This window comes from Pseudomonas sp. R1-7, from assembly GCF_051132105.1.
In the GTDB taxonomy this organism is placed as follows: Bacteria; Pseudomonadota; Gammaproteobacteria; order Pseudomonadales; family Pseudomonadaceae; genus Aquipseudomonas.
The window spans coordinates 4,956,363-4,972,708 of record NZ_CP071661.1; the positions used below are offsets into that span (position 1 = coordinate 4,956,363).

Consider the following 16,346-nt stretch of genomic DNA (forward strand, 5'->3'; position numbering starts at 1 on the left):
TTTCGTTCGTTGTCGCCGCACCGTCTGAACGCGACATGTTAACCACCACTCCAGGAAGGGCCCCTATCGTGACTGCCATCAAACTGATCGTTGGCCTGGGTAATCCAGGCGCCGAATACGAACAGACCCGGCATAACGCAGGGGCCCTTTTTGTTGAGCGCATCGCGCACGCCCAAGGCGTCAGCCTGGCCGCCGATCGCAAGTATTTCGGCCTGACCGGGCGTTTTTCACACCAGGGTCAGGATGTTCGCCTGTTGATTCCCACCACCTACATGAACCGCAGCGGCCAAGCCGTGGCGGCATTGGCCGGTTTCTTTCGCATCAAGCCCGAAGAAATCCTGGTGGCCCACGACGAACTCGACCTGCCTCCGGGCGTTGCCAAGCTCAAGCAGGGCGGCGGCCATGGCGGTCACAACGGCTTGCGCGACATCATCGCGCAACTGGGTAATCAGAATACCTTTCACCGCCTGCGGCTCGGCATCGGCCACCCGGGCGTTGCCAGTATGGTTTCAAACTTTGTCCTGGGTCGTGCGCCTCGCGCCGAACAGGAAAAACTCGATGCCAGCATCGACTTTGCCCTCGGCGTGCTGCCGGATATCCTCGCCGGTGAATGGAACCGTGCGATGAAAAACCTGCACAGCCAGAAGGCCTGACACTTATCCGAGGGGAAACACCATGGGATTCAATTGCGGCATCGTCGGCCTGCCTAACGTCGGCAAGTCCACCCTGTTCAACGCCCTGACCAAATCCGGTATCGCGGCCGAGAACTTCCCCTTCTGCACCATCGAGCCGAACAGCGGCATCGTGCCGATGCCCGATCCGCGCCTGGACGCACTGGCCGCCATCGTCAACCCCAAGCGCATCCTGCCGACCACCATGGAATTCGTCGACATCGCCGGCCTGGTGGCTGGTGCGTCGAAAGGCGAAGGCCTGGGCAACAAGTTCCTGGCCAACATCCGTGAAACCGATGCCATCGCCCACGTGGTGCGCTGCTTCGAAGACGAGAACGTGATTCACGTTTCCAACAGCGTCGACCCGAAACGCGACATCGAGATCATCGACCTGGAACTGATTTTCGCCGACCTCGACAGTTGCGAGAAACAACTGCAGAAAGTCGCTCGCAACGCCAAGGGTGGCGACAAGGACGCCGTCGTCCAGAAAGGCCTGTTGGAGCAGTTGATTGCCCACTTCACCGAAGGCAAGCCTGCACGCAGCCTGATGAAGAACATGAGCACCGACGAAAAGCAGGTGATCAAGGGTTTCCACCTGCTGACCACCAAGCCGGTCATGTACATCGCCAACGTCGCTGAAGACGGTTTCGAGAACAACCCGCACCTGGACGTGGTCAAGGCCATTGCCGAAGAAGAAGGTGCCATGGTCGTTCCGGTCTGCAACAAGATCGAAGCGGAAATCGCCGAGCTGGACGATGGTGAAGAGAAAGACATGTTCCTCGAGGCGCTGGGCCTGGAAGAGCCTGGCCTGAACCGTGTGATTCGGGCCGGCTACGAAATGCTCCACTTGCAGACCTACTTCACCGCCGGTGTCGAAGAAGTCCGCGCCTGGACCGTTCGCGTGGGCGCTACCGCTCCGCAAGCTGCCGGCGTCATCCACACCGACTTCGAGAAAGGCTTCATCCGCGCCGAAGTCATCGCCTACTCGGATTTCATCCAGTACAAGGGCGAAGCGGGCGCCAAGGAAGCCGGAAAATGGCGTCTGGAAGGCAAGGAATACATCGTCAAGGATGGCGACGTGATGCACTTCCGCTTTAACGTCTGAAATAGAAAAAACCGCGTGGCAGCACCTGTCTGCCACGCGGTTTTTTTGTGGGCGTCAACTCAGCAAATGCCACTGATCGACGTCTGGCGCTACCCCAATCAGGCCTAATTCGCCGTCGGGAGCAGTTGCGGGCGCAAAGACCATGTTGTCTTCGCCAAGACTTTCCCGCCAATCCCCGGCCAGCGCAATCTGGAACGAATGGCCTTGCGCGTCCGCTTGCGTATCCTTCAGATAAGTGCGATCCAACTGCGCGTTGTAAACCATCTTCAGCGTAGTGTCCGTACCCTCTCCGAAGCCGGTATAGCCCAAGGCCGAAACATCGATCTTGTCATCAACCGTAAAGCCTTCGATAAGGTCGGCGAAGCTCTGGCTTTCGGTACGGTAGCTGTCTTCGGTGGAGAGATAGCGGAACACGTCGGCGTTTTCTCGGTTATCGGTCCACAAGGAAATATCGGCCCTGTCTCCGCCATTGAGACGGTCGGCACCCGCGCCCCCGATGATGACATCCGCTCCAGCGCCGCCGTTGATACGGTCATTGCCTGCCAGGCCATGGATGACTTCTGACAAGGCAGAACCGGTGATCGTATCGTTGGCAGCCGCACCTTCTACAGTGGGCGCGGTGAACACCAGATGGCTGCTGTTCAACTCCCCTGCCAGATTGCCGTCCAAGGCCAGTTCGAAGCGTTGCCCAGCGGCATCCGCGTCGTAGCTCTTGAGATAAGTACGGGAGCCGTCCGCGCTGACCTGGATCGCCAAGGTGCCGTCATGGCCGTCGCCAATCCCGGTGAAGCCCAGGCCAATCAAATCGATACGGTCCTCAGAAACATCGAAGTCCTGGATTCGGTCGCTACTGTTCAGCGCGTCCGTGCGGAAGCTGTCGCCCAGTTCGGTAAAGCGGAAGATGTCCGCGCCCGCGCCACCTTGCAGAACGTCGCGCCCGCCGTCGCCTCGAAGTACATCATCCCCCGCCAGGCCGTGGATGATTTCGGCGGCATCGGTGCCCCGCAGGATTTCCTCACCCGCGAAGCCTTCCACATGGAGCTTGCCGTCCTGGCTGCCGAAGCCCGTGTCCAGACTGCCGTCGGCGTTCAGGCGGATGATGCTGAAATCCCCATTGCTCGTGCCGGCAGCCACGATCCTGCCATCTGCCTGTACCGTCAAAGCCACGGGCGTATCGGCATCGAAGGTCACCGTGCCACCGGCGCCGAAGCGGGTGTCGAAGGAGCCATCAGGGTTAAGCCGAGCGACAGTCGCCACGGTATCGCCTGCGCGATGGCCCATGACGATGACCTTGCCGTCAGCCTGCACGGTCACCACCGAGTCCTCGCCAAACCCCATGGCAGCGCTTAACTGCAAGACGCCGTTGTCACCGAAGCGGGTGTCCAATTGACCGTCAGGGTTGAAACGCTGCAGGGCGAACGTCGGATCGCCTACACCAGCGGCATTATAGGCAGCCCCGACCACGACACTTCCATCTGCCTGGACCGCAGTGGAGATTCCGCCGTTGAAAAGTGGGTCTTCAGGAATATCGACGTTCAACACGCCACGGTTGCCAAAGCCGTCGACCAAGGTGCCGTCACTACCCATCTTGGTCACGCTGGCCTGGTCAAAGCCACGGGCACTGACTTGGAAGGTGCCATCCATATTGGCCGTCAGGTCGATATCCTTGAAATCATGGCTGATGGCGACCGTCATGACGCCGTTCTGGCCAAAGCCGGTATCGCGTGTCCCATCGCTGTTGAGGCGCTCCAACTGTACGCCGGTGTTCAGCGCCACGGCGACGAGCACCTTGCCGTCGGGCTGCACCGCCGTCAGCTCGTAGCGGGAGGCTGGGGCGGTCGCGGCAGGTACGATACCGACGCCGCCGTCATGAAAGCGGGTGTCCAGGCTTCCATCCGCATTTAGGCGAATGACGGAATGATTCTGTTCGTAGCCATAGCTTTCCTCGCCTGGCGCCCCGGGATAGCCCCATGCCAGGTATTCGGTATAGCCGCCAATCAGTATCTTGCCGTCGGGCTGGATAATGATGCTCTGGGCATCATCGAGCTGGCCGGTGAGGTCGACCTGGACAGTGCCCGGGCCGGTTCTCACGGTATGGGAGTTCACTTTTGTGCTATCGGAAGTTGCCATGATTTAGTCCCTTAAAGAAATGCCGGTTTCGTCACCCAGCAGAGCGACAACGCTTTGCACGCTGCCCGATCGTTACTGGTGGCTTGTTGGAGCCGAATGGATGAAACAGCTCCTTTGCTCCGAGACGTCGCCCCGCGGCAAGTTCAATGCGTGGCTGGGCATGGCGATAAACGGCCGCGGGGGCTCGGGGGCCATGGCCAGTTAGCCATGGCAGGTCTCGTATTCGTCCGTGAAGAGGGTGCGCAGGATAACAAAACCAGAACCCTGCTCCCCTTACTGCACAGCCAGGTCACGCAGCGAGGTCGGTTCAGGCCTTGCGGGTCCTCGGCAAAAAGATCGCCAACACGCCGAACAACGGCAGGAACGAGCACAGCCAATACACGTATTCGATACCCCGAATGTCCGCCAGATGCCCCAGCAAAGCGGCACCAATCCCACCGAAGCCGAACATCAAGCCAAAGAACACGCCAGCAATCATCCCCACGTTGCCTGGCACCAACTCCTGGGCATACACGACGATGGCAGAGAACGCCGAGGCCAGGATGAAGCCGATCACCACACTGAGGATGCTGGTCCACAGCAGGTCGACATGAGGCAGGATCAGGGTGAATGGCGCCACGCCGAGGATCGAGAACCAGATCACCGCCTTGCGCCCGATCCTGTCGCCGATAGGGCCGCCGAAAAAGGTCCCCGCCGCCACCGCGCCAAGGAACAGGAACAAGTGCAGTTGGGAAGACGCCACTGACAGGTCGAACTTCTCGATCAGGTAGAAGGTGAAGTAACTGGTGAAACTGGCCATGTAGAAATACTTCGAGAATACCAACAGGCCAAGCACCACCAGTGCACTCATGACCCGCCCCTTGGATAAGCCGTGGGTTGCCGCCTGGCCTTGCTTGAGCTTGAACAGGTTCAGGTGATTGGCGTACCAGCGGCTGATGCGGTACAGCACGAACAAGGCAAACAGCGCGAACAAGCCGAACCAGGCCACGTTGCCTTGCCCGTAGGGAATGATGATCGCCGCCGCCAGCAGCGGGCCGAATGCGGAGCCGGCGTTCCCGCCCACCTGGAAGGTCGACTGCGCCAGGCCATAACGGCCACCGGAAGCCAGTCGCGCCACCCGCGATGCCTCGGGGTGGAAGGTCGACGAGCCGATGCCGATCAACGCAGCCGCCAGCAGGATCAAGGCAAAGCTGCCGACCATGGACATCATCACGATGCCGATCAGCGTGCACACCGTCCCGGCCGGCAACAGCCAGGGCTTGGGATGACGGTCGGTGTGATAGCCGACCCAAGGCTGCAACAAAGATGCGGTCAACTGGAACGTGAGTGTGATCAAGCCAACCTGGGTGAAGGTCAGGCCGTAGCTGTCCTTGAGCATCGGGTAGATGGAAGGCAGCACAGCCTGGATCAGGTCGTTGATCAAATGGGCCAGCGCCACCGCACCAATGATGCGCATGACCAATGGGCTGCTTGGGGGCGTGGCGGAAACGGACGTCGCGTCCGCCTGGGTATTGCTGATAGCCATGGGAGGTTTCCAGACGGCAGGTGGGAGCACACGGGCAGGTTCGCCAATGTGCCATTTTTCAGTGCGGCAAGGCTATCCCCTTAGCTTGCTATCGACCTATAAAAAATAGTCGGCAAACCAAGGTGATAGCGCAACGCCATGGTCTGAATCTTGCCTTGTAAATGCTTTACGACGCGGCCCCTTACAAAGGGGACCGAGAATGGGAAGTTTCGCTACAGAGCAGGCCTACAGAGCCGGCCTGGACAAGCTTTCGAGGCCTTTTGAAAGGGCACCCGTTTCGGCACTTGTGTAAAAACGCACAGAATTAGTGCACGGGTGTCCAGGGGAGTATGGGCATGCAGGCTTTTCTATCACCGGGCATCCGGTTGCTGGGGCATTTTGGTTTCGCCCGTAAATTCCAGTTGTTGTTCCTGTTATTCATCCTGCCGCTGATGGGCAGCTTGTGGCTCATCGGCCAGGATTATCGCGACAAGCTCAACCTGATCTCCGTAGAGCGCGCCGGTGTCCGCCAGTTGCTGGCCTTGGACAACCTGGACAACCTGCTCGCCGCCCAGCGCAATCGCGCGGCGCGCTGGCGGGCCACGGAGACCAATCGACAACCCACACCCGCGACGCTCGCCGCCATGGCCGCGTTCGATGCGGTGCAACCGGCACTCAACCAGGCCGCCAACGATCTTGGCGCGACGCTGCAGGCCGAAGGCGCCGAAGCCGACACCCTCGCCCGCTATCAGACCTTGCAAGCCAGCCTCAACGGCCTGGATTCCAAGAGCCTGGGCACCGTAGGTTGGTGGCCGGACGGCTACGATCGTTTCACCGCAGCCCTCAACGCCTTGCAAGCGTTGCGCGAACAGATCGTCATGGACAATCGCCTGACGCTTGCTTCCTGGCTGGAAACCTACCTGTTGACGCAAATCTCGACCCAGCAGACCCCTGATCTGATCGAACGTGTCGGCCGCCTGGCCAGCGTTGGCCAAGCCTCGGTGGTGTCAGGCCAATTCACTTTGCAGAGCCGTCTGCAACTGCGCGACTTGCGTAGCCGCATCGGCGACGCCCGGGATCAATTGGTCAAGACCGGCGCGCTGTTGGAAACACGCTTGCCCACCGAATTGCAGACCTGGGCCGGTCAATTCCAAGGCAGCCTCAAGAACCTGGACGGCGGTTTGAAAACGCTGGATGACGGCGTGTTCGGCGGCTCCATCAATCTCAAGCCGGAAGGCTTCGAGAAACTCATGGATGCCCTTCTCGTTGATCTGGCGACTTTGCGGCAACAATCGCTGGTGGCCCTGGACACCCGGCTGGACCACTACCATGGCTCGGCGATCCGTCAGTTCACCTTGGTCGCCATGGTGCTTGGCTGCCTGTTGCTGGCCGCGCTGTACCTCTTCATCTGCCTGCAGGCCTCCATCCGCCGCAGCGCCAGTGGCATTACGCTGTTGGCCGAAGCCCTGCGTGACGGAAACCTCAGCCTGCAAGTACCGGTGCAAGGGCGCGACGAGCTGGCTGCAATCAGCACCGCGCTCAATGTCGCCGTGGTGCAGTTGCGCAGCAGCCTGCTGGGTGTGGATCACGAAACGTTGCAACTGAGCGATGCCGTGCGCATCCTCAATACACACTCGAGCGGAGCCTTGGGCGAAGTCGAGGCACAGCAGATGCAAATCAGCCAGATCGCCGCTGCCGCGACGCAACTGGCCGCGACCTCCCAAGGCGTTGCAAAAAGTTGTGAACAGGCGTCAGACAGCGCACAACAAACCCGCCGCATCGCCGCCGACAGCAGTCGCGACAGCCAGCGCACAACGGCGAGCATCCAGCAGCTCAACCAGCGACTCAACGAAACCGCCGCTGCCTTGGGCCGGGTCAGTGAACAGGGCCAGCAGATCCAACTGGTGGTCGATACCATTCGCGGCGTGGCCGAGCAGACCAATTTGCTGGCGCTCAACGCCGCCATCGAAGCCGCCCGTGCCGGTGAACAAGGCCGGGGCTTTGCCGTGGTGGCGGATGAAGTGCGCAGCCTGTCGCAACGCACCCAGTCTTCCACGCAGCAAATCGCCGGGACGGTCGACAGCCTGCGCGCCACCGTCAACGAAGCCGTCAGCCTGATGGAAGCCGCCTGCGGCCAGGCTCAGACCGATGCACAAGCCGTCACCGGCCTTGGCGAACGCCTCGGGGAAATCGCCAGCGCCGTACAGAGCGTCACCGACACCTTGGCGCAAATCGCCACCGCGGTGGATGAACAGGCGAGCACCGCCGACGAGGTCAGCGGCAATATCCAGCAGGTCGATCAGGCGGCCATGCGCTTGCTGGAGGGCGCCCGCGCAGTGAACCTGGCAGCGGACACCTTGAGTCAAGGCAGCCAGGCCTTGAGTGCAAACACAGGGAGATTTCAACTCGGTTGATGGGCGTTGGTGACGAGGATGGATAAGCGGTTGAAAGTGCAGAGAAATATTTTGGATTTACGCTTGACACATCTTCGTTACCAGCGAATAATGCGCGCCACTTGGCTACATAGCTCAGTTGGTTAGAGCATAGCATTCATAATGCTGGGGTCCGGGGTTCAAGTCCCTGTGTAGCCACCAAGTCCTGTTCAAAGATGTTTTCGAGTGTCTTTGAACAACAAGAAGCCCGCCTAGTGCGGGCTTTCTTGTGTCTGGGCATATCTCCCTGAATGCCCCGCAAGATTCAACCGTTCCCTCGGGGCCTGGTGATTTACGCGGCTTCCTGGAAATCCATCTCCGGTGGCTGGCGACGAAAACCTCCCGTCAGCACCGCCAGGTACACCACGCCAATCGCCAGCCAACTCAGCCCCAGATAGATCGCCAGGTGATCGAGGCTGACCATCAGCCATAGACCCGCCGCCAGCCCGATAAATGGGAACAGCAAGAACAACACGAATTCACGCAACCCCTTCTTCTGCGCGCCGATCCAGTAGTGAAAGATCACTGACAGGTTCACCAGGCTGAACGCCAGGAACGCGCCGAAGTTGATGAATGAGGTTGAAGTGGTGACGTCCAGTTTCAGCGCCAGCAAAGCGACCACGGCGCACAAAAGGATGCTGTTGACCGGCGTACCAAAGCGTTCGTGCAAGGTGCCGAAGAACGATTTTGGCAGCACGCCATCACGGCCCATGGCGAACAGCAGTCGCGAGCCGCTGGCCTGGGCCGACAGCCCCGAGGCGAACTGGCCGACGATCAGGCCGATCAGGAAGATCGAGACGAACAGGTCGCCACCGATATTACGAGCAATTTCATAAGCCGCCGAGTCGACACTGTCGAACTGCGACGACGGGTGTGCGATCTGTACAAAGTACGACACGCTGACAAAAATCAATCCGCCAATCAGGGTGATCAGCATGATCGCTCGCGGGATGGTACGGCGCGGGTCGCGGGTTTCTTCGGTCAAGGTGCTGACCGCGTCGAACCCCAGGAACGAATAACAGGCAATGGCTGCGCCACTCATGATCAACGGCATCTGCATGTCGCCGTTGAAAAACGGCTTGATCGACCACAACGGTTTGCTCGCATCCCCGCCGACGTAATGAACGCACAGCGCGACGAAGGCGATCAGGACGAGGAACTGCACCAGCATCAACAGCGCGTTGATGCCGTTGGCCAATTTCAGACCGACGATGTTGATCGCGCTCGTGATGCCGATGAACACCAGCACCCAGAGCCACTGCGGAACGGCCGGGAACGCGGAATGAAGGTAGGCCGCACCGATCAGCCAGATCGCCATGGGCAAGAAAAGGTAATCGAGCAATACCGCCCAACCGGCGATGAAACCCAGTTTCGGGCTGATTGCCTTGCGCACGTAGCTGTAGGCCGAACCGGCGACGGGGAATGCCGCGGCCATTCGGCCATAGCTCATCGCGGTGAAAAACATCGCCACCAGTGCCGCCAGGTAAGCAGCGGGGACCATGCCGGATGTGGATTGAGCGAGGATGCCAAAAGTGCCGAGGACAATGATCGGTGTCATGTAAGCGATGCCGAACAGCACCACCGACCCCAATGACAGGGTACGTTGCAAACGAGCCATGAGCGACTACTCCGAATTATTAGATTTATGGCAGAGCCGAGTTCGGCGCAATTTCGGGTGTTACGTTGTTGTTGTTCTGGTTTTTGCCCAACAGGAATGTGTTGCTTGCCCGCGAAGGCGTTAGCCCTGGCGACACAGGATCAGGATCAACGCGAAGGAATCAGCAGCTCCCGCAATCCGCAGGCATGCTCAATAATTTCTCCCGGAATTTTCAGTCGCTGATCGTCCAGATACCGATAATCACGTCGCGCCGTCGTCAGTTGATCCAGGTCCAGCACGACCGAGAACTGCCCTTGCTCACGTCCGGCCTCGAACAACAACGTGCCCAGCGGGTCAACCAACGCACTGCCGCCTGCGAATACCAACCCGCCATCGCCCTCTTCCACCCGATTGACCATCAGCGCAAAGGCCTGGTTTTCCTGGGCGCGGGCCATGATTGCGGTGCGGTGAGTCGGGCCATACGGATCCATGTTGCCGTTGGTGACGATCAGCAGCTCGGCCCCCAGTTGCGCCAGGGCCCGGGCAGTTTCCGGAAATTCAATGTCGTAGCAGATCAGCAGGCCTACCCGCACACCGTTCCACTCACACGTGGCGTAACGATCACCGGCCTCGAATACGCCTTGATCCGACGCCCAGAGGTGCGTCTTGCGATATTTCAGGGCAATGCCCTCAGGCGTGATCAGCAACGTGGTGTTGTAGAAACGGCCGCCGTCGCTCTCGGCCACGCCGATTACCACGGCAATGTCCTGTTCCCGGGCCGCAGCGAGCACCGCGCCGACGGTCGGGCCGTCCAGCGGTTCGGCGGTTTCGGCCAATGCCTCACGCGACGGAAAGCCCATCAGGTGCGTTTCGGGAAATACGATCATCTGCGTGTCGGCAGCACAGGCGGCAATCGCCTCAAGGGCGCGTTCCAGGTTGTAAGCCGTATCGTTATCACGGCCCGCCAATTGGGCGAGTTCAACTTTCATGGGTATTCCTTGTTCTTGACCAGGCGGGTAGAAAGATTGCCCGGTCGGTGTCTGTGCGCCAGTATGCGCAGCAAGCTCGCGGCCGGGAAATCACGCCGCTGGGGTAACCCGATAGGGGTAGAGGCATGACACTTTCGCTGGATGACATCGCGTGGCACCGCTCGGTCGGGCAACTGATCGATGCCTTGGACAAGCCCAATTTCTGGACGCAGCTGGTCCGTTTGCTCGATCAATACGTGCCTTTCGACAGTTGGGTGGCACTGCTTTTCAGTGCGGATCAGCGCCCGCAGGTGTTCGCCGAATGCCCGGCCGCGGATGGCAGTCCGGACCAGCTTTTCCAGGACTATCTGCGGGGTTTGTACTTGCTCGATCCGTTCTATATCGCCTGTCGCGAACAGTCGCGCACCGGGCTGTATCGCCTGTCGGAAGTCGCACCGGAACATTTCGAGTTGACTGAGTATTACCAGCGCTATTTCCGTCTGAATGTGGTGTCCGATGAAGTGCAGTTCAATTGTCAGCTCGAAGGCGACCGCACGCTGTGCCTGTCGCTGGGCAGCAAGCAGCGGTTCAGTGGCGAGGAGATTGCCTTGCTGTCACTCATCCAGCCCTGGGTCCTCGGCCTGCTGCGCCAGCGCCTGCCTTACGAAATCAATGAAGTGGTGGCCCTTGCCCCAACGCCGCCGCAGCCCGACTGGCGCGTGCAGCTGGAAGCGTCAGTCCAACAGCTCAAAGGCGCACATCTGACCGCGCGGGAACTGGACGTCGGGCGCTTGATGCTCAGCGGCTGTTCCAGCAAGGAAATCGCCCGCAAGCTGGAAATTTCCGTCGAAACCGTGAAAGTCCACAAGAAACACATGTACAGCAAACTGGGGATCAAGTCCCAGTCCGAGCTGTTTTCGATTTTTCTCCAGGCGCAGAACGCCTGATTGGCCTGCATGTGTAGCCAATCTGCACTCAAATCGGCTTATCGACAGATAAGTCTTTTTTTTGCCCTGGATAACGCCGTGCCGCTGAAATCGCGCCCCGCTGATTTGCGCCTCGCGTCTCGCATCGCTACAGTCGACCTGAATATCCCCGAGCCATGGACGGAGCGACACCGTGCTTTCAGATCTCAAACCGAATCTTCATCGTCTGTCAGCCGTTTCGCTGCTGGCTGTCGCCTTGGCACTGGTCGCTTGTAAGGCTCCGCCCTCCTCCACGATCGCTCCCCCATTGCCCACTGCCCCGGAAATGGCTTCCGGCTACCGCACCGACCTACAGACACGCCACGCGGATAAACACATGGCCGCCGCGGCGAACCCGCTTGCCGCCGAAGCCGGCCGGGAAATGTTGCGGCGCGGCGGTTCGGCCATCGACGCGGCGATCGCCATGCAGGCGGTGCTGACCTTGGTGGAGCCGCAATCTTCCGGTATCGGCGGCGGTGCCTTCATTGTGCTGTGGGACGGCAAGGCGGTGCGAACCTATGACGGGCGCGAAACCGCACCGGCCGGCGCCAGCGAAAAGCTGTTTCTCCAGGCCGATGGCAAACCCATGCCGTTTACCGCCGCGCAGATCGGCGGGCGCTCGGTGGGAACGCCGGGCGTGTTAAGAGCGCTGGAGCTGGCCCATCGCAAGCATGGTCGCCTCAAATGGGCCGCGCTGTTCGAGCCGGCGATTGCGCTGGCAGACAAGGGATTCAGGATTTCCCCCCGGTTGCACTCGATGATTGCGTCCGATGTGTCCTTGCCGGGCTCGCCCGACATGGCCGCGTATTTCCTGAACGCCGACGGCAGCCCCAAGGCGGCCGGCACACTGCTGAAAAACCCCGCGCTGGCGCGTGCCCTCCAACGCATTGCCAACGAAGGGCCGGATGCGTTGTACGAAGGGCCCATCGCCGAGGAGATGGTCGCCAAGGTCCAGGGGCACGCCAATCCAGGCAGCCTTTCGCTAAAGGATCTCGAGGGCTATGCCGCCCGGGAACGTGCCCCGTTGTGTACCGACTACAAGCGCTGGCAGGTCTGCGGCATGGCACCGCCGTCTTCGGGTGGCATTGCCGTGGCGCAAATCCTCGGGACACTGGAAAGCCTGGAACAGCGTGACAGTCGCATGTCCCTCGCGGCGTTGAAACCGCACAAGTCCGACAAACCTGCCGGCATCGAGCCCGCGCCCGAAGCGGTGCACCTGATCGCCGAAGCTGAACGCCTGGCGTACGCCGACCGCGCTTTATATGTCGCCGACTCGGATTTTGTTCCCGTACCGGTCAAAGGCCTGGTCGACCCCGGTTATCTGACGAGCCGCGCAAGCCTGATCGGCCCACGCAGCATGGGCGTTGCCAAGCCCGGGACACCACCGGGCGTACAAGTGGCCTTCGCCCCGGACCGCTCGCCCCTGCGCATTTCCACGTCGCAAGTAGTGGCCGTGGATGACCAGGGCGGTGCCGTGTCGATGACGACCACGGTCGAGTCGGCGTTCGGCTCGCACCTGATGGTCCAGGGTTTCATGCTCAACAACCAGATGACGGACTTTTCGTTCATCCCCGAAGAGAATGGGCAGAAAGTCGCCAACCGCGTCGAACCCGGCAAACGCCCGCGCTCGTCCATGGCGCCGACACTGATCTTCGACCGTCAGAATGGCGAACTGCTGGCTGCGGTCGGTTCACCGGGGGGATCGCAGATCATTGAATACGTTGCCAAGTCAGTGATCGGCCTGCTGGATTGGAATCTGGATCCGCAGAAGGCCATCAACCTGCCCAACTTCGGCAGCCGCAACGGCCCCACGGAGCTGGAACAGGGGCAATTCAGCCCGACGCTGATCCAGGCGCTGAAAGACAAAGGTCACGCGGTGAGCGAGATCGACATGACCAGCGGCACCCAGGCGATTGTCCGGGTGCGCGATGGCCAAGGGAAAGCCTCGTTGGCTGGCGGGGCGGATCCGCGACGAGAAGGAGAAGCGCTGGGCGACTGAGCGCTCGTCGATCAGGTCGACAACTGGTTGGCAAACTGGCTCACCGCATCCACGACCTTCTTCGCCCCGTCCTGGATCTCGACGATCACGCTCCCCGCCTCGGCCGCCAGGGCGAGGCCTTGTTCGGCCTGGTGCTGACCGTCGGTCATCAGCGCCACGGCATTGCGTGCCATGTCCTGGTTCTGGCGGACGACGCCGACGATCTCATCGGTTGCCTGGCTGGTACGCGACGCCAATTGCCGTACTTCATCGGCTACCACCGCAAACCCGCGGCCCTGTTCGCCGGCCCGAGCGGCTTCAATGGCGGCGTTGAGCGCCAGCAGGTTGGTCTGTTCGGCGATGCCGCTGATGGTCTTGACGATGGTACCGATCACCACCGATTGCTCGTTCAATGCCTCGATCCCCTGGCCGGCAGTCTGCATGTGCCGCGCCAGGTCGCGCATCACATCCACGGCCTGAGTCACAACGGTAGTACCGCGCTGGGCACAATGGTCGGTTTGCTGCGATGTGCTGTAGGCGATGCTGGCAGCCTCGGCGACGGCTTTTTCCTGGTTGACCTGATCAGTGATGTTGGTAGCGAACTTGACGATTTTGTACAGACGGTCGTTGGCGTCGACCACGGGGTTGTAAGAGGCTTCCAGCCACACTTCGCGACCGTTACTGTCGATGCGCTTGAAACGCCCGGCCACGAACTCGCCGCTGTTCAAGCGCTTCCAGAAGTGCTGGTAGGTCGCGCTGTTGTATTCCTCGGGCTCGCAAAACGTGCGGTGGTGCTTGCCCTTGATCTGCGCCAGGCTGTAACCCATCGCGTTGAGGAAACGATCATTGGCCGTCAACACGTGCCCGCCCAGGTCGAACTCGATCACCGCCGTCGAACGCACCAAGGCGCCAATCAGGTTTTCGTGCTCGCGGGAATTTTCGATGGTGCGGGTCAGGTCGTTGGAGTACATCGAGAAAAAACGAATTCGCCCGTCAGCATTGCGTACCGGCTGGAGGATCGAGCGCAACCAGGCCTCTTTGCCGTCGCCTCGCGTCAGGCGCACGGCGCCGGAGAAGTGCTCGCCACGGGTCAACGCCGTCTTGAAGCGAATCTGGAATTCGTTGGACTTCAGGTAAGCCGGAACCAGATCCTCGACAGACCGGCCAATCAAGTCTTGGCTCTTGTACTGCATGTCATCGAGAAAGTTTTGGTTGACGGACTGTATCCGCCCTTCGGCATCGAGGGTCAGGCCCAGCATTTCTCGATCCAGGCTCTCTTTCACTTGCATGAGGCTGGAGAGTTCTTGGCGAAGAGCGAGCAGCTCCTGCTTCAGGCGATTGTTGAACATGGCAAGCTCCGGCAGGCAGGAGAAATACTGCTATTCCCTTGCCATCGGCCCGGCATTTTTTTTCTAAAGAGTGCCGCTGGTCGGTCTGAAAAATAATCAGGTCGTGCTCGAACGCCGGTCCGTCTCCCACGGTCATTGAAATGTTCCATTGTTGGCGTCCGACCGCCAATGCTTCGTCGCCCCAGATACCGATAACCATAAAAAACCGAGGTAATTGCCGTGACCACTGACATTGAAGACAGCCGTTCCGCCCGCTTTGCGCTGCGCTGTTCCAATTTTGCCGAGCGTTGGTTTCCCGACTCCTGGGTCTTTGCCGCATTGGCGGTACTGGTGGTTGCCTTGGCGACGCAGCTCATTGGCGCCACGCCCACCGCGGCCGCCATGGCCTTCGGCGATGGGTTCTGGAGCCTGATCCCCTTCACCATGCAGATGGCGTTCGTGGTGATTGGCGGCTACGTGGTCGCCAGTTCGCCACCGGCCGTCAAGCTGATCGACCGCCTGGCGCGCATTCCCAAGAACGGCCGTTCCGCCGTGGCGTGGGTGGCACTGATTTCCATGATCGCGTCACTATTAAATTGGGGCCTGTCGCTGGTGTTCGGCGGTTTGCTGGTGCGCGCCCTCGCCCGCCGCACCGACTTGAAGATGGATTATCGCGCTGCCGGTGCCGCCGCTTATCTGGGCCTGGGCGCGGTGTGGGCGCTGGGGTTGTCCTCCTCGGCCGCGCAATTGCAAGCCAACCCGGCAAGCTTGCCGCCGTCAATCCTGTCGATTACCGGCGTCATTCCGTTTACCCAGACGATCTTCCTCTGGCAGTCCGGGGTGATGCTGCTGGCGCTGATCGTGATTTCGGTGATCATCGCGTATGCCACCGCCCCTGGCCCCAACAGCGCGCGTGATGCCGAAGCCTGCGGGATCGACCCCAGTTTCAGCATGCCGGCGCTGCAACCGCGCACTCGACCCGGGGAGTGGCTGGAACACAGCCCACTGTTGACCATCGCCCTGGTCCTGCTGGCCGCCGGCTGGCTGTTCCATGAGTTTTCGACCAAGCCGGCGATCAGTGCCATTTCCGGGCTCAACACCTATAACTTCCTGTTCATCATGCTCGGCGCCTTGCTCCATTGGCGGCCGAGCAGTTTTCTTGACGCAGTGGCCCGCGCGGTGCCGACCACCACCGGCGTGTTGATCCAATTCCCACTGTACGGCTCGATCGCCGCGCTGCTGACCACGGTCAAGGGCAGCGACGCACAGACATTGGCCCACCATATCTCGACCTTTTTCGTACAAATCGCCAACCATGACACCTACGCCTTGTTGATGGGCGTCTATTCGGCGGTGCTGGGCTTTTTCATTCCTTCCGGCGGCGGTAAATGGATCATCGAAGCGCCTTATGTGATGCAGGTGGCCAACGACCTGAACTATCACCTGGGCTGGGCCGTGCAGATCTATAACGCCGCCGAAGCGCTGCCTAACCTGATCAACCCGTTCTACATGCTGCCACTGCTCGGCGTGCTGGGGCTGAAGGCCAGGGACCTGATCGGGTTTTCCTTCGTGCAGTTGCTGGTGCACACGCCATTGGTGCTGGTGCTGCTATGGGCGCTCGGGACGACGTTAGCGTATTCCCCGCCGGTGATGCCATAAAGCCATAAA

Annotated in this window: 11 protein-coding genes, 1 tRNA gene and 1 pseudogene; 7 read left to right on the plus strand and 6 right to left on the minus strand. The window is 60.4% G+C overall.

Going from position 1 to position 16,346, the window contains the following annotated elements; genetic code table 11:
• The first annotated feature begins 68 nt into the window (after positions 1–68).
• Both pth and ychF read left to right on the plus strand, forming a co-directional pair.
• Positions 69–653 carry an aminoacyl-tRNA hydrolase gene (pth, locus tag J3P79_RS22265; protein ID WP_003185374.1) on the plus strand — a complete coding sequence of 195 codons (585 nt, stop codon included), beginning with the start codon at positions 69–71 and terminating at the stop codon, positions 651–653.
• A gap of 22 nt (positions 654–675) precedes the next feature.
• Positions 676–1,776 (plus strand): redox-regulated ATPase YchF, encoded by a 1,101-nt coding sequence (gene ychF / locus J3P79_RS22270; RefSeq protein ID WP_434605706.1) that lies wholly within the window; start codon positions 676–678, stop codon positions 1,774–1,776.
• 54 nt (positions 1,777–1,830) lie between these two features.
• Here the strand turns inward: ychF and J3P79_RS22275 are convergent, their stop codons facing one another.
• Positions 1,831–3,906 (minus strand): calcium-binding protein, encoded by a 2,076-nt coding sequence (locus J3P79_RS22275; protein ID WP_434605707.1) that lies wholly within the window; start codon positions 3,904–3,906, stop codon positions 1,831–1,833.
• 307 nt (positions 3,907–4,213) lie between these two features.
• Entirely contained in the window at positions 4,214–5,431 is a 1,218-nt protein-coding gene (locus J3P79_RS22280) for an MFS transporter (RefSeq protein WP_434605708.1), read from the minus strand.
• Between the two features lie 335 nt (positions 5,432–5,766).
• Between J3P79_RS22280 and J3P79_RS22285 the strand changes: the two genes are divergently transcribed.
• Both J3P79_RS22285 and J3P79_RS22290 read left to right on the plus strand, forming a co-directional pair.
• The gene (locus tag J3P79_RS22285; protein ID WP_434605709.1) at positions 5,767–7,824 is read left to right on the plus strand and encodes a methyl-accepting chemotaxis protein; all 2,058 of its coding nucleotides are present in this window, start codon (positions 5,767–5,769) and stop codon (positions 7,822–7,824) included.
• Positions 7,825–7,927: 103 nt separating this feature from the next.
• Positions 7,928–8,004, plus strand: a tRNA-Met gene (locus tag J3P79_RS22290).
• A gap of 130 nt (positions 8,005–8,134) precedes the next feature.
• Here the strand turns inward: J3P79_RS22290 and J3P79_RS22295 are convergent.
• Positions 8,135–9,460, minus strand: a complete 1,326-nt coding sequence (locus J3P79_RS22295) for an APC family permease (RefSeq protein WP_434605710.1) — start codon at positions 9,458–9,460, stop codon at positions 8,135–8,137.
• 146 nt (positions 9,461–9,606) lie between these two features.
• Positions 9,607–10,428, minus strand: a complete 822-nt coding sequence (locus J3P79_RS22300; protein ID WP_434605711.1) for a carbon-nitrogen hydrolase family protein — start codon at positions 10,426–10,428, stop codon at positions 9,607–9,609.
• 125 nt (positions 10,429–10,553) lie between these two features.
• Between J3P79_RS22300 and J3P79_RS22305 the strand changes: the two genes are divergently transcribed.
• Together J3P79_RS22305 and ggt are read left to right on the plus strand one after the other, a co-directional pair.
• Entirely contained in the window at positions 10,554–11,354 is an 801-nt protein-coding gene (locus J3P79_RS22305; RefSeq protein ID WP_434605712.1) for a response regulator transcription factor, read from the plus strand.
• A gap of 172 nt (positions 11,355–11,526) precedes the next feature.
• A complete protein-coding gene (gene ggt / locus J3P79_RS22310; protein ID WP_434605713.1) occupies positions 11,527–13,371 on the plus strand; it encodes a gamma-glutamyltransferase in 1,845 nt (614 codons plus the stop codon).
• Between the two features lie 11 nt (positions 13,372–13,382).
• Here ggt and J3P79_RS22315 read toward each other — a convergent pair whose 3' ends face one another.
• Complete coding sequence (locus J3P79_RS22315; protein WP_230633488.1) at positions 13,383–13,991, minus strand: methyl-accepting chemotaxis protein; 609 nt, start codon at positions 13,989–13,991, stop codon at positions 13,383–13,385.
• Positions 13,971–14,699, minus strand: a pseudogene (locus J3P79_RS22320) (PAS domain-containing protein); the annotation flags it as partial. The gene J3P79_RS22315 and the pseudogene J3P79_RS22320, both read right to left, overlap by 21 nt.
• Positions 14,700–14,918: 219 nt before the next feature.
• Between J3P79_RS22320 and J3P79_RS22325 the strand changes: the two are divergent.
• Positions 14,919–16,337 carry a short-chain fatty acid transporter gene (locus J3P79_RS22325; protein ID WP_434605714.1) on the plus strand — a complete coding sequence of 473 codons (1,419 nt, stop codon included), beginning with the start codon at positions 14,919–14,921 and terminating at the stop codon, positions 16,335–16,337.
• Positions 16,338–16,346: the final 9 nt, after the last annotated feature.